We start from the raw sequence: 12,551 nt of genomic DNA, 5'->3' as shown, positions 1-12,551 counted from the left end.
AGTTTTTATATATGATATTCGGGTGCCCCATATAGCTCTGTACTGCCCGGTTTAGTTGGATATTCGGCGTCCAGCATGCCACCGGCTCATACCGCTACTGAGTCACACTATGACACCATCAAAGTATATAATCTGATACTTGGGTCAGCAAGTTTATCGTTCGAAGTTAGGTACATCCGATATTGTGTCAGAGATGACGAGTATCCTTGTGCTTCATATTGATGATGAACCCGATTTTCTGGACGTGGCATCGGAAATACTTGCACAGCAATCCGATCAACTCAAGATAATAACCGCAGCGAGTGCTGCTGAAGGGCTCGATAAACTTGCTACACGTTCTGTTGACTGTATTATCAGTGACTACCGGATGCCTGAGAAAGACGGTATCGAACTCCTCAAAGCTGTCCGTGCAGAGTACCCTGACCTACCGTTTATCCTCTTCACTGGGGAGGGGAGTGAAGCGGTCGCCAGCGACGCAATTGCCGCCGGTGCAACCGATTATCTCCGAAAAGGGCACGGAACGGAACGATACGCACTCCTCGCAAATCGTATCGAAAACGCCGTCGAACAGTACCGCACCAATCAGCGCGCTGCCGAACTTGAACGGGTTCGCGCGCTCGTCAGCAACATCGACCAGGCGCTCATCCGGGCGAGTTCGCTATCGGAAATCAAAACTCGGGTCTGTGAGACCATTAGCGACTCTGAGCCCTACCGTTTCGCATGGATCGGCGAGCGTGACCCTGAGACAGACCGAATCGAGCCACAGGCCTGGGCCGGCGTCGAGGACGCGTATCTCGATACTATTGTTGTCACTGCGGATAACTCTCCGACTGGACAGGGTCCTGCAGGCACGGCCGTCCGCAAACGACGTATTGCGACGTCGCAGAATATTCAAGCTGACCCGGCGTTCGAGGTCTGGCGAGAGGAAGCACTCGACCGCGGCTATCGAAGCACCGCTGCGGTTCCGCTAGAATACAATGACACGCTGTATGGTCTCCTGTGCGTCTATTCATCCCGTTCGTTTGCCTTTGCTGAGGACGAACAGGCATTACTCAGCGAACTTGGGAATAGCATCTCACACGCCATGCATTCGCTGAAGATCCGAGACGAACTGCGTGCCGAGCGGACCTTTATCGACCAGGCACTCGATTCGCTTGCTGACATATTCTACGTCATCGATTCTGCGGGCACTGTCCAGCGCTGTAATGAACAATTCGCAACACTGGCCGGGTACGCCGACGAGAAGATCTCTGATCTCGACGCACTCAGTCTTTTTCCGGAAGAAGAACGAGAGGGAGTCTCCGAGGCGATTGAGGAGGCGCTCACAACGGGGCAATCAACCATCGAAGCGGAGTTCCGTACCGCAGCGGGAAAGCGCGTTCCCCACGAGTTCACTGCTGACCGGCTAACTGATCAGGACGGTGACCTGATAGGGCTCGTCGGCACCGGTCGAGACATCTCCGAACGGACAAGACGTGAACGGGAACTGCAGGATCAAAAAGAACAGCTAGAGCAGTTTGCTGCAACTGTCAGCCACGACCTTCGGAACCCGTTAACGGTCATACAAGGTCGCCTGGCGCTCCTGCAGGCCGAACAGTCAAACGAGCATCTCGCTGTGATCGAGACAGCGACCGATCGGATGGAACGCATTGTCGAGGACCTCCTCTGGCTAGCGCGAGAGCAACAAGAAATCGGGTCACTGGAACCTGTCTCGATCGACACAGCCGCTGAGGCCGCGTGGAAGCTCGTCTCTGACCCTGCAGACGAAGCCGAACTGTACTGTGATTGCGGGGCCGATACCCAGCCACTGGTCAAAGCTGACACCGATCAGTTCCGGCATCTGCTCGAAAATCTGTTCAGGAACACGATTGACCACGCAGGCCGGGATGTCACTGTCGTTGTGGGCGGGATTTTCGCTGACGCCACCGGATTCTACATCGAAGACGATGGCCCTGGAATCCCTGCCGAGGACCGCGAAAAGGTGTTCGAGGCTGGCTACTCGACTTCCGAATCAGGGACTGGGCTGGGTCTCAACATCGTCAAACGAGTCGCTGACGCACATGGCTGGGATATCTGTGCAACTGAGAGTTCGATGGGTGGGACACGATTTGAGATAACGGGCCTCGAACTCGTGGAATAACTCACTATTTAGAACCGCACTGTTTCGAACCGGTCATCGGGCTTCCTGTGCGTTGGTGGATTCACCTCTACTGAGTTACTTACCCCCACCGAGCTGGCTACGATTTCCCACTTCTCTGCCACGTGCTGCTGGATTGAATTGCCCTTCCGTTACACATTCAGGGACTCGGAACTACAGGAACTAGTACAGATCCAACTGTCCGGTCATCGTCCACCTCGATGCCGCAATTGCGGACGCTCAGTGACCGCATAGCTAATAAAATGGCATAAAACGTCACAATCGTTATTTCGTACCAACTGTATGTTACTTAATGCGGTTCTGGTCCCCGCGCCACCTCCCCCACTGAATCCGATCACGTTCATCAAGCGGTCCGGGTCCAGAACCCGTCGACGCGGATACCGACTCCGAATGGTGCGGTGCACACCACTCCCCCCGGCTGCCCACCATTCCTATGCTATTGCATGGGGTGTACTTCTCACGTTATCAGATGGAAACAACGCCAGTAAAAATGAGCGGCTTGCAACCAAATCAACAGACGGCGTGGGGATATCATAAATACTTTATATACACTCGTATCCGAGCTAGGTGGGTTCTGTGCCCTGCCCAATCGCACTGGATTCACTCACACGATTGCTTTGGGCTGGAATCCGTCGTCGAAACCGACGACTTCCGATGGGACGTTGCACCCCATCTCTCCCACCCCCACAGCAACGTCCCATCCTTTTACGTGATTGGTGGAGCCGTGCGTTCCGGTGATGACTGCACTGAAATTACCACTATGCTAGTATTTACCACAAAAAATATGTCGAACGATGAATTACGATTATACGGGTTCTGGTCCCCGCTTTGGGCCCTTTCCTACTTTGCGCCCACTCGCCCCACCCCATGTCTCGGGTCCAGAACCCATCCGTGCCTCTGACTGCAGTGGGTGGCACACACGGTGCCCATCGCCACCCGTCATCCGCTTTCCTGCAGGAGCGCAACACCTACCTTTTCCAACCATGCTTCTGAGGGAACTGCTGTTACTGTGGGTCGGTAGCTTCGCTCGATCTAGTGAGGATATCCGCGACTTCCTCGCGGTCGAACAGATGTTTGCCTTCGGGAATTTCTGGAAACTCGCCAGCGGTGATCTCGCCCGGCCACTCACCGAATTCGTCAGGATAGAGTTGCTTTCCGAGCATCTCTGTCTGGAAGAGATTGATGATCGGACCCTGATAGGCTGACCCACCGACGTAGAGTCTCTCCTCCTGAACGGCGGTGAGTTCCTGCCCCAGCGAACTGTCTCGCATCCCTTCGACTGTCTTTCGGAGCGCATCTTCGCCGTTCCAGTCGCGGTAATTGACGCCCAAGTGGAACACGAGCACGTCGGGATCGACCTCCAGTAGTGCCTCGTAGTCGACCTGGGTCCCGGACTGGCCATCGTACTCGCCCTCGAACGCGTCGACAACGTTTTGTCCGGATCAGTCCCCGCCATGAATTTTAGCCTAGCCTAAAAATAAATAAACTCTGATTTTTAGATTGGCCTAAAAATCATAGCAGGCCAGCCACGCGGAGCGCGTCGTGGCTGTGAGAATGAGCGGGGCAGCTCTAATCCGAGACCTTTTGTGCTAGGAGGAGTTCCTTTAGCGGGGTATGAACGAGTTACGCACTGGATTGAGTTATGGCGACGTTCTTCTCGTCCCGAAACGATCACCGGTCGACAGTCGGAGCGACATCGACCTCTCAACGCCGCTTACTCCGACCGTCGAACTGGACACGCCGCTCGTCTCCGCGGCGATGGACACCGTTACGGAGGCAGAACTGGCAATCGAGCTTGGACAGTCTGGCGGATTCGGGGTACTACACCGGTTCCTGACGCCCGAGGAACAGGCCGAGCAGGTCGAGCAGGTGACGGAGGCAGGTGAACAGGTCGGCGCAGCCGTCGGCATCAATGAGGATTACGTCGCACGAAGCGCGGCCGTGATTACGGCCGGTGTCGATGCGCTCGTCGTTGATGTGGCTCACGGTCACCTCAACCGCGCGCTCGATGCCGTCGAAACCCTTGCAGACGAATTTCCTGACGCCGATATCATCGCTGGCAACGTCGCGACGCCAGCGGGTGTCGAGGACCTCGCTGCCGCCGGGGCCGACTGCGTCAAAGTCGGTATCGGACCCGGGTCCCACTGTACCACCCGGAAGGTCGCGGGTGCTGGCGTCCCCCAGCTGACCGCCGTTGATGACTGTGCCACGGCCGCCGAAGACCTGGATGTCACTATCTGCGCGGATGGCGGGATTCGCACGTCCGGTGATGCGGTGAAGGCCCTCATGGCCGGGGCGGACACCGTAATGCTCGGGAGCCTCTTTGCCGGCACAGAGGAGGCCCCCGGTGTTGTCGTCGAAGTCGATGGGACGCGGTACAAGCGGTCACGCGGGATGGCGACCACCGCCGCGGCCGAGGACCGTGATGACAAGCAGAACAACGTCAGTGCCGACGAAGGAGTCGAAGCATTGACCCCGTACAAAGGCTCGGTCGCTGCTGTGGCCGAGGAGTTCTGTGCTGGCATCCGCTCCGGGCTCTCTTACTGTGGCGGGCACACCATCGCTGCGGCTCGCGACAAGGCGGAGTTCATTCGTGTCGCCCAGAGTGCGAAAGAACGCGAAGGGTTCCACACGGACCACGATTGGGAAGGCGTCAACGTGGAGAGTGAAGCCACACAGGTGCGCGACGCCGGCACCGAGGCGACAGTCGACAGCGACGACTGAACTGCTAGCAGGCTGTTCCAGAAGCGCGCCGACCCACCGCTGTCGGTGTAGCCGCCCTCGTTACTCGCTGTCTCCACCAGTCGCTGCCGGGCCATCGTCCGCTTCCTCAGCGCTCTGTAGCAGGAGATCGGTCCCGGCTGCGGCGACCATCCCGACACCAACCGCGCGCAACTGTCGGCGATACGCTGGCTTCACCGTGAGCTGGGACGCGTTCTCGAAGTTCTTCCCGATCATACGCTTGATAAGTTTGACACTGATCTGTGGGAAGAGCGCAGCTACGACGCCCTGAACGAGTACCACTGCCGCACTGAGTTTCCGGTTCTTTTGACTGCCCATCATACGTATAACTATAGTTGCAAGTGGGATTACCATTGCGCCTAATCCACTGCCGTGAGAAACGTAGAAATTGTTTTATCCTCCCTTACAGCGAGCCAGTAGCTCTAGTACTCCGCAGGCTGGCTCTCTATCTACCGACAGCTGTCTAATAGCGACAGCTATCTGTCATTTCTGCATCGACCGTACTACGCCGTGCGGTCGTCCCGACACCCAGTTACAGCAATCAGTATGAAACCACACCGCTGGAACTCACCGAGTTGGATGCTACTCTCCAGACCTACGTCTTCGCCCCTCTCAGGCGTCTTCAGAGTTTCTCCAGAGCGTCTCCGGACCCGTTAGTTATCGTCTGTGCTAGCCGATGACTTCTGCACCTGCACCGCCGAATGCTTATATTCTGGAATCTCGGCGACAGGGTCGAGGGCATCACCGGTTAGTGCGTTTGCGAGCGGGTCCAGATAGTGGAACGTACAGAACACAACCCCGGGCCGGATAGCCGCCGTGACAGCCGCTGATACTGTCACGCTGCCGCGGTCGTTCTCAACAATGACAGTATCGCCGTCCTCGATGCCCCGAGCGGCAGCGTCGTCCGGGTGGATCTCAAGCACGTCCTCTCCACGCATTCGCATAAGTGTCTCCGACCGGCGGGTGAGCGCGCCGCTGTTGAAGTGCTGGAGCGCGCGCCCCGTCGTGAGGACGAGTTGCTCCCCGGAGACGGCATCGGCTGGCGGCGTCGGCGAGACCGGGCGCAGCGGCGCGGTTTGCTGGCCCGAAGCGAACGTCTCCGTGTGGAGAACGTCGGTGCCGGAATCGGCGTCCGCCGGGAACGGCCACCGCTGGTAGCTGTCGCCGATGCCGTCGTAACTCATGCCGGCGTACAGCGGATTGACCCGCGTTAGCTCTTCGAACACCGCTTCCGGACCGTCGTAGTCGAACGCGTCTGACTGGCCGACCAGCCGCTGGCCGAGGCCGGTGAGGATGTCGAGGTCACGGCGAGCGTTTCCGGGCAGGTCAGCGTTCGGCCGCATCCGCATCACCCGCCGGTCAGTGTTGGTCACCGTCCCTGCCTTCTCCGCCCAACTGCTTCCCGGGAGCACGACATCGGCGTGGTCGACAGTCGCTGTCTCGAAGAGGTCGATGACGACGCAGAAATCGAGGTCGTCGAAACCGGCCCGGACAGAACTGGCGTTCGGTTCCGTGACAGCCGGGTTCTCACCGAAGACGACTGCAGCTTTGACGGAGTCACCGAACTGGTGTGTTGCAGTCGTCTCCGTCAGGCCGGGCTCGCTCGGCGGTTCGACGCCCCACTCGTCGGCGAGACGCTGTCGGGCATCCGCATCAGTAACGGGCTCGTATCCGGGGAGCACGCTGGGAAGCGCGCCGACGTCGCCGGCCCCTTGGACGTTGTTCTGGCCACGGAGCGGGTTCACGCCCGTGCCCGGGCGACCGACGTTGCCGGTCAGCAGCGCGAGGTTCAACAGCGCGTGCACGTTGTCGGTCCCACACGTGTGCTGGCTCATCCCCATTCCGGTGACAATCGCCGCGCTATCGGCCTCGGCGTACGCCCGGGCTGCCTCCCGAACGGTTTCCGGGTCGACGCCGGCCACGTCGGCACCCGACCCGACGTCGACATCATCGAGATGTGCTGTCAGGTCCGCATAACCGGTCGTCCGTTCCTCGACAAAGGACTCATCGACGAGCCCCTCATCGAGGACGACCTTCGCCATCGAATTGAGCAGTTGGATATCGTATCCGGGGCGAACGTCGAGGTGGATGTCGGCGGCCTCGGTCGTGTCTGTCTCGCGCGGGTCGATATGAATGAGCGTGGCGCCGTTGCGAATCGCCGGCAGGAAGTACGAGCGGAAAATGACAGGGTGCTGTTCGGCCGGATTCGCGCCGGTGACGAGCAGGCAGTCGGTTTCGGCGAGGTCATCGAGTGTGTTCGTCATCGCCCCGGCACCGAGGCGCTCGCTCATCGCGGCCACGGTCGACGAATGACAGAGACGAGCGCAGTTGTCGACGTTGTTGGTGCCGAGCATCCGCGCAATCTTCTGAAAGACGTAATTCTCCTCGTTCGTGCAGTTCGATGACGCGAAGAACTCGACGGCGTCTGGCCCGTGCTGGTCGATGATTTCCCCGAGTTGGTCGGTCACGCGAGAGAGGGCGGTCTCCCAGAGTGCGGTGACGAAACGCCCATTCTCCCGGACCAGTGGCTCGGTTAGCCGGTCTTCGTGTTCGACTACGTCGAATGCGGCTCCGCCTTTTGGGCAGATCTCTCCTTTCGTGTTCACTGGCCCCGCTGTGCCGGTCGCCTTCCCGTTGCCCGCGTACTGTATCGTACAGCCAACGCCACAGTACGGACAGACTGTCTGCTCGGCCCGGGGATTTCGGTTCTGGTCGGTGCCCATTTCTACGTAACATAGTAGAAGCGCAGCTACAAGTAGTCAGGCGGTAAAACGTAGGCGATTTTATAACCGTGAGGATAGCCACATCACTCGAACGCTGTCAGAGCTGGGGTCTGGACTGGTGTGGCTGGCCCTGTGTGCAGGTGCGCCGCCAGTTTCGAGAGCCACACCACATACTGTAATGGGACCTCGCTCGTAGTGCCGGTAGATGCGACCAGCTCTGACGACTGTGCAAGTTTTCGCGCTACTCGCGGTAGCTCTCAGTACACTGGTCTTCGCTGCGTCGTTCGCCGTCGACACCACCAGCGCCCGCCCCGAACCAGTGGCGTTCGATAACACTGTGCAACGCGGTGTTACGGCGGCCGACGAACAGATCGCCCGGAATCGGAGTATCAGCATCCCCCGCGCGCAAGTCTTCTACTCGCAGTACCGCTACGTCGTCGGCTACGTCGGTATCGGTCAGGCCGTGACCGCGCTCACGGAACCGGGCCACGAGCAGCAGTTCGGCTATCCACTCGCGGTGTACGTTTCAGACTACAGTGACAGGCCGGTCAGGTGCGGCGACGACGGCTCGCTCCGGACCGCCACACCGCCGGACTGGGTCGAAGCCAATCAGGCCCACTACGTTGTCGATGGCTCGGCGCGAGTCCCGTCCGGGCCGGCAGTTGTGCCCTTCGCTGACCGGGACGATGCCGCGGCGTTCACCGAGACGTGCGGCGGGCAAATAATCGACTGGGAGACTCTCAAGACCTACTCGTTTGACCTCAAACAGGCGGCAGCAGTCCGAGAACAGGTTGGCCCGCGACGAAGCGGTGCGGACGCCACTGTACAGGCGGCACGACAGCATCGAAACCGACCTGTCTCGGTCGAAGTTGGAACAGACGCCCCGACGGTTCAGGCCGCCGTCGATGCGGCACCGCCGAATACGACCGTCGTTGTCCCGGCTGGCACCTACAACGAACAGGTGATGATAGACAAGCCACTCTCCCTCAGCGGTCCCGGAGCGACGCTTGACGGGGGCGGCAACGGAACTGTCGTGACCGTGACTGCCGACCGCGTCGGCGTCACTGGGTTCGAAATCACTGGCATCGGCAACACGACGGTCGGCGACCCGACACAGAGCAACGACAGCGCCTGGGACGCCACCGTCACGACCGCCTACGGCAACAGCGATGCCGCCGTGACCGGCCGGAACGCGTCCGGGCTCTACGTTGCGAACATCACTGTCGAGACACCCGCCAGCGGCGTCGTGCTGCGGCGGACACCCGGCGCGGTCGTCGAGAATGTCACGGTCAACGGGACGGCAGACTGGCAAGACGGGTTCATGGGCGTTATCGGGATGCACAGGCCGATTGTCGTGCAGGATTCGGTCTTCAACGGCGGGCGTGACGGCGTGTACCTCCACCGGGCCGACGGGACCGCCGTCCGGAACAACGCGTTCCGGGACAACCGCTTTGGCGTCCACCTGATGTACACCTCCCGGTCGCTCGTTGCGGACAACGTCGCTCGGGGACAGGAGTACGCCGGCGTCGTCGTCATGACGAATCCCGTGGCAAACGCCATCGTCGGGAACGACGTGCGCCACTCCGGCAGCGGCATCATGTTAGCCGGGTCCCGGAGCTATATTGCGCACAACGTGGTAGTCGACACTACGCAGGCGATGTCGACAAACGCCGACCGGTCACTGTACGAGCACAACGTCCTCTACGGGAATGACATCGGGGTGCGGGCCTCAACAGTCGTCCCGTCGAACATCGTCACCGACAACGATTTCATCGCGAACGACCGTCACGCTATCTCGGGACCGGGGCCGCTGCGCGTGTACACGCACGACGGCAGGGGGAACTACTGGAGCGGCGCGTACGATCTCACTGGCGGGACTGGCCCGGTGTTGGCCCAGTCCTACTCGCCCACCGATTCTGTCGACCGCCGTCTCCACCAGACCGACGCTGCGGTCGTCCTCAGGGCGGCACCGAGTGTCCGGGGGCTCCGGGCGCTCCGCGGCACCACGCCCGGATTCCGCCGGGGCAGCATTGTCGACAGGGCTCCGCTGGCAGACCCTGCGAATCCTGAGACCGTCAGGCGTCTTCGAAACGAGACATCGATGGAGGGGGCAGCATGACTGGCGAGACGTACCTCACGGCAAACGAAATCACAAAAACGTACGGTGATGTGACAGCCGTCTCGGAAGTGTCACTCGACGTGCCGTCCGACGCCGTGACCGGGTTCATCGGCCCGAACGGGTCCGGGAAAACGACGCTTCTGCGCATACTTCTGGGCGTCGAGCGACCCACCAGCGGCACCGTCTCGTACAGCGGACCTGATGCCGAGCGGCAACTGGGTTACCTGCCACAGCGGCCGACCTTCCGGCCCGGGTTTAGCGTCCGGGAGACTGCCGCGTTCTACGCGGACCTCGTCGACGACGACCCGGACCGACTGCTGGAACGCGTCGGCCTCGAAAAAGTGGCCAGCCGCCCCGTGTCCGGGCTGTCCGGGGGCATGACGCGCCTTCTGGGAATCGCACAGGCGCTGGCCGGCGACCCGCCGATTGTGATGCTCGACGAACCGGCAAGCGGGCTCGACCCGGCAATGAGCCGACTGATATTCGACATCATCGAGTCGATTGCCGACGCCGGTCGTGCCGTGGTTCTTTGCTCGCACGAACTGCCGCTCGTCGAGGAGACAGCCGACAGGCTGGTAGTGCTTGAATCCGGCCGTCTCGTGCGGACTGGGTCGGTAGAATCGTTTCGGGAACAGACCGGCGGGCCGCTCCACGAGACGTTCACAGCGCTTCTGGAACAGGACCGAGCCACTATCGCTGCGCCGGAGGGAGAGCAGGCATGACGGAGGGCAACTGGTTCTGGACGGTCTTCGTGCGAGAGGTCCGAAGCGCGGTCAGGACACGCACCTATCTCGCACTCGGGCTGGTCACGGGGATTGTCCTGTTCGGCCTCGCCTATGCCGGGGGCGGCCCCGCCGGCGGCTACGTTCCGACCGTCGTCGATACGCTCGTCGCTGTCGAAGTACTCGTCCCGACGCTCGCCTTTGCCGTCGGCTATCGCGCCATTGCCGACCCTGCTACCCGGGGTGAGCTAGATATCCTCGACACCTACCCGCTTTCGACGTGGTCGTACGTCGGCGGGGTGTACGCTGGCCGCGCCCTGCTGTTGCTCACTATTGTTGTCGTCCCGTTGCTGGCGCTGGGCATCAACGTAGCGACGACTGCAGGACCGGAGACGACGGTGTTTGCGAGCCACCGCGGTGTCGATTCCCCGTTCCTGTTCATCCGATTCATCGCACTAACAGTCCTGTACGCGCTCTCGTCGCTGACTATCGCGTTCCTGCTGTCAGCGCTTGCCGGCAGCCGGGGCCGAGCACTCGTGCTTGCACTCGCCGGGCTGCTTGTCCTCACTGTCGGAAGTGACCTCGCGGTGTTCGCGGCGCTTGACACCGGCGTCACCACGGGCACGCTCGGCGGCGCGCTCGCCATGACGCCGGCGGGGGCGTACCGCGGCCTCGTGTTCGATCAGGTCCTGTACGTCGCTGTCCCGGGCCGCTCAGCGTTCGTCCCGACGTGGGTCGCTACCCTCTCGCTCCTGTTCTGGTGGGGACTCACGTTTGTGGGGGCGATGCTTGCGACGGATGCGGCCTGATACTGACGGCTGTAAGCCCGGAAAGAATGACGTCCTCTGAATATCCAGCAGTAGTTACGGCCGAGAGTAGCAGTTCAGTCGTCGTCCGAGGCGGCTGCGAGCCCTTCGTCGACCAGCCGCGTGAACCGGTCGATGAGACGGTCCGTAAGCGATGGTCGGACCACCGCGAGCAGCCGCTGTGTCGCGTCCGGATCGCTCAGAGCCACGACAACACGCCCCCGTTCGCCGTACGACTTTTCGAGTATCGCCGCGTCGGCCAGTGCCGAAACGTGCCAGGAGACAGTACTCCGGGCGACGCCCAGTCGGTCGGCCAGTTCGTCTGCCGACAGGGACTCCGCTTCCAGCAGATGTAGAAGAATCGTCCGCGCGGTCTCCCGCCGGGCAAAGGCAAGCACACGTCGCTCCCAGGGGTCGTACTCCCGGCTGTAATAGTGCGTTTTACCCTGAATCTCTTCGGCGACGATATCGCCGGCACGGCGCAGTTTCCGCAGGTGATACTGTGCCTGCCCGGTCGCAATATCGAGGTCGGCCGCAAGTGCGTTGAAATGGACTCCCGGTTTGGAATCGACATGGGAACGCACTTGCTCAGTAACCGTGGACATAGTCTTCAAGATAGCTTTCCACCCACCGAGGCAACAGGGTATCGGGCGTTCTCACCGCGTGGGAACTCGCCTACATCCCGCCAACCAGTTCTCGCGATATGTCTTCTGCGGGGAGGGTCTGACCGCCGTACTCTTCGGCAAATGACTCGGCGTCCGCGCTGTCGCTAAACGGAACGATAGCCGTCCCCATCGCGCCCTCCACGTCGGAGTTCGCAACGACGGTGAGTTGCCCCACCGGCGCGAACGCCTCGGCCTCCAGATGCCGGGAGATAATTGTCTTGCCCCCGTCGGTCCGAATCTCGTAATCGGTTGTGCTGTAGTCGGTCAGGAACGTCTCCGCGGGGGTCCACCCCGATTGCTCTTTGGCGAATCGGTGGCGATACGTGCAGGTCGTACTGCAGAACCGTGCCGGCGGGTCGTGGCCCTCGGGCGTGTTGTCCTGGTAGTACGTCTGGCCGACCGGACCCGGGTGCTGGTCGATGACCATCCCACACTGGTCACAGTTCTGGCCGCTTTCGATGCTGACCGGGTCGATTTCTTCACTGTTTCCCAGGCATCCAGAGAGTGACACGACTGCCACAGTCCCAGTCCCGGCCAAGAAGCATCGTCGTGTGAGGCCTGTTGCATGTTCAGACATACTAGATGCTACGCTGAACGACACCAAATGGTTCATGGT

The 12,551-nt window shown here is 60.8% G+C and carries 10 protein-coding genes; 5 read left to right on the top strand and 5 right to left on the bottom strand.

What is annotated here, in order from left to right:
* The first annotated feature begins 193 nt into the window (after positions 1-193).
* Positions 194-2,140 carry a hybrid sensor histidine kinase/response regulator gene (locus tag RR_RS02965; RefSeq protein WP_011222604.1) on the top strand — a complete coding sequence of 649 codons (1,947 nt, stop codon included), beginning with the start codon at positions 194-196 and terminating at the stop codon, positions 2,138-2,140.
* 1,022 nt (positions 2,141-3,162) lie between these two features.
* Here the strand turns inward: RR_RS02965 and RR_RS02960 are convergent.
* Positions 3,163-3,504 carry a branched-chain amino acid ABC transporter substrate-binding protein gene (locus tag RR_RS02960; protein ID WP_232508520.1) on the bottom strand — a complete coding sequence of 114 codons (342 nt, stop codon included), beginning with the start codon at positions 3,502-3,504 and terminating at the stop codon, positions 3,163-3,165.
* Positions 3,505-3,772: 268 nt separating this feature from the next.
* On the opposite strand from RR_RS02960, the gene RR_RS02955 reads away from it, so the two are divergent.
* Entirely contained in the window at positions 3,773-4,882 is a 1,110-nt protein-coding gene (locus RR_RS02955) for a guanosine monophosphate reductase (protein ID WP_007188435.1), read from the top strand.
* 60 nt (positions 4,883-4,942) lie between these two features.
* On the opposite strand, the gene RR_RS02950 is transcribed toward RR_RS02955, so the two are convergent.
* Together RR_RS02950 and fdhF are read right to left on the bottom strand one after the other, a co-directional pair.
* Positions 4,943-5,221 (bottom strand): hypothetical protein, encoded by a 279-nt coding sequence (locus RR_RS02950; RefSeq protein WP_049938540.1) that lies wholly within the window; start codon positions 5,219-5,221, stop codon positions 4,943-4,945.
* Between the two features lie 332 nt (positions 5,222-5,553).
* Positions 5,554-7,623, bottom strand: a complete 2,070-nt coding sequence (gene fdhF / locus RR_RS02945) for a formate dehydrogenase subunit alpha (RefSeq protein WP_011222601.1) — start codon at positions 7,621-7,623, stop codon at positions 5,554-5,556.
* A gap of 205 nt (positions 7,624-7,828) precedes the next feature.
* On the opposite strand from fdhF, the gene RR_RS02940 reads away from it, so the two are divergent.
* The 3 genes from RR_RS02940 to RR_RS02930 are packed head-to-tail and all read left to right on the top strand — an operon-like array spanning position 7,829 to position 11,273.
* Entirely contained in the window at positions 7,829-9,742 is a 1,914-nt protein-coding gene (locus RR_RS02940) for a NosD domain-containing protein (RefSeq protein ID WP_011222600.1), read from the top strand.
* The gene (locus tag RR_RS02935) at positions 9,739-10,464 is read left to right on the top strand and encodes an ABC transporter ATP-binding protein (RefSeq protein WP_011222599.1); all 726 of its coding nucleotides are present in this window, start codon (positions 9,739-9,741) and stop codon (positions 10,462-10,464) included. Before RR_RS02940 ends, RR_RS02935 begins: the two co-directional genes overlap by 4 nt.
* On the top strand, positions 10,461-11,273 hold the full coding sequence (locus RR_RS02930) for an ABC transporter permease (RefSeq protein ID WP_011222598.1): 813 nt from the start codon (positions 10,461-10,463) through the stop codon (positions 11,271-11,273). The genes RR_RS02935 and RR_RS02930 overlap by 4 nt, the downstream gene beginning before the upstream one ends.
* Before the next feature lie 74 nt (positions 11,274-11,347).
* Here the strand turns inward: RR_RS02930 and RR_RS02925 are convergent, their stop codons facing one another.
* A complete protein-coding gene (locus RR_RS02925) occupies positions 11,348-11,875 on the bottom strand; it encodes a winged helix-turn-helix transcriptional regulator (RefSeq protein ID WP_007188442.1) in 528 nt (175 codons plus the stop codon).
* Between the two features lie 70 nt (positions 11,876-11,945).
* A complete protein-coding gene (locus RR_RS02920) occupies positions 11,946-12,512 on the bottom strand; it encodes a nitrous oxide reductase accessory protein NosL (RefSeq protein WP_049919381.1) in 567 nt (188 codons plus the stop codon).
* Positions 12,513-12,551 lie beyond the last annotated feature (39 nt).

Origin of the sequence: Haloarcula marismortui ATCC 43049 (genome assembly GCF_000011085.1) — an archaeon.
Taxonomy (GTDB): domain Archaea; phylum Halobacteriota; class Halobacteria; order Halobacteriales; family Haloarculaceae; genus Haloarcula; species Haloarcula marismortui.
This window is presented reverse-complemented; position numbering and strand designations above follow the sequence as displayed.

What these genes read in the sequence shown, in the direction of transcription:
- RR_RS02965 (WP_011222604.1), top strand. Translation starts at nt 194, where the DNA reads ATGACGAGTATCCTTGTGCTTCATATTGATGATGAACCCGATTTTCTG.
- RR_RS02955 (WP_007188435.1), top strand. Translation starts at nt 3,773, where the DNA reads ATGAACGAGTTACGCACTGGATTGAGTTATGGCGACGTTCTTCTCGTC.
- RR_RS02950 (WP_049938540.1), bottom strand. Translation starts at nt 5,221, where the DNA reads ATGATGGGCAGTCAAAAGAACCGGAAACTCAGTGCGGCAGTGGTACTC.
- fdhF (WP_011222601.1), bottom strand. Translation starts at nt 7,623, where the DNA reads ATGGGCACCGACCAGAACCGAAATCCCCGGGCCGAGCAGACAGTCTGT.
- RR_RS02940 (WP_011222600.1), top strand. Translation starts at nt 7,829, where the DNA reads ATGCGACCAGCTCTGACGACTGTGCAAGTTTTCGCGCTACTCGCGGTA.
- RR_RS02935 (WP_011222599.1), top strand. Translation starts at nt 9,739, where the DNA reads ATGACTGGCGAGACGTACCTCACGGCAAACGAAATCACAAAAACGTAC.
- RR_RS02930 (WP_011222598.1), top strand. Translation starts at nt 10,461, where the DNA reads ATGACGGAGGGCAACTGGTTCTGGACGGTCTTCGTGCGAGAGGTCCGA.
- RR_RS02925 (WP_007188442.1), bottom strand. Translation starts at nt 11,875, where the DNA reads ATGTCCACGGTTACTGAGCAAGTGCGTTCCCATGTCGATTCCAAACCG.
- RR_RS02920 (WP_049919381.1), bottom strand. Translation starts at nt 12,512, where the DNA reads ATGTCTGAACATGCAACAGGCCTCACACGACGATGCTTCTTGGCCGGG.